1 protein-coding gene is annotated in these 928 nt (G+C 27.0%); it reads left to right on the top strand.

The window, feature by feature from the left end; all coding sequences use genetic code 11:
- A partial coding sequence (locus GNE10_RS34820) for a condensation domain-containing protein (RefSeq protein ID WP_185570547.1) occupies positions 1-928 on the top strand: 928 nt, incomplete at both ends.

Below are 928 nucleotides of genomic sequence, written 5' to 3'. Positions count from 1 at the left end.
ACATAATAATTATCAGAATTTAGAAAAAATTATCCAAAATAAAATTAAAGTCAAGGTAGAATTAAACAAAGATTATTTATTTAAAAATATTTTATTTAAAGAACAACAGGGCAATTATATTGCTATTTTAGGCGCACCTCATATTCTTTTTGATGGATATTCTGGTAAAATTTTCTTTGAAAGAGTTGGAAAAGTCTATTTAGATTTAAAAGCGGGTAACATACCTGCAAAATTTGAAATTAGTTCTTTTTATGATGGTGTTGAGGAGCATCTGCTGAGATTTGATACTCAAGAAATTCAGGATTATTGGCAGGAATCTTTAAGTAAAATTACTCCTGTTACGTCTTATATAAAACCGAAAGAAAAAAATAAACCTCAATCTCAAAAAATACAAATCACTGGTAATCAGCTAGCAGAAATTAGAAAATATTGCCAATTAAATAAATGTAGTCTGCCAGCTTTTTTTAAATCTGTGTATGGTATTTATTTGAGTAAGTATTTACAAGCACCGGGAGATTTTGTATTTTACGACATTATCGGTAAAAGAGAGCAGCAAAACCTGAATGTTTTAGGTTGTCTTTATCAAGTAGTTCCTATTATTATACCTGAAAATAAGCTGGATAAAAACTCCAAAATTTTGGATTATGTTGCTTATATCAGTGATTATCGCAAAAATCTGAACCATTATCAAAACATTTCTGTTTTTCTGCAAACCAAAATTATCAAAGACGAACAATTAAAATTTTTCTACAATTTTTATAACTTCAGTAATATTAATCTACCTCTGACTGAAGAACATCTTAAATTAACTATTCATAATTCCTTTGCTGATAATGAAGTTCATCTGATAATTAATGATTTTTTAGAGACTTTAGAACTGGAAATATTTTATAATGAAGCTTCTTTTGTTTATATAAAAGTATTAGAG

It is taken from the genome of Nostoc sp. 2RC, assembly GCF_014222165.1.
GTDB classification, from domain to species: Bacteria; Cyanobacteriota; Cyanobacteriia; order Cyanobacteriales; family Nostocaceae; genus Nostoc; species Nostoc linckia.
The sequence above is the reverse complement of the archived record's forward strand: the minus strand, read 5'-3'. Positions and strand labels throughout refer to the sequence as shown.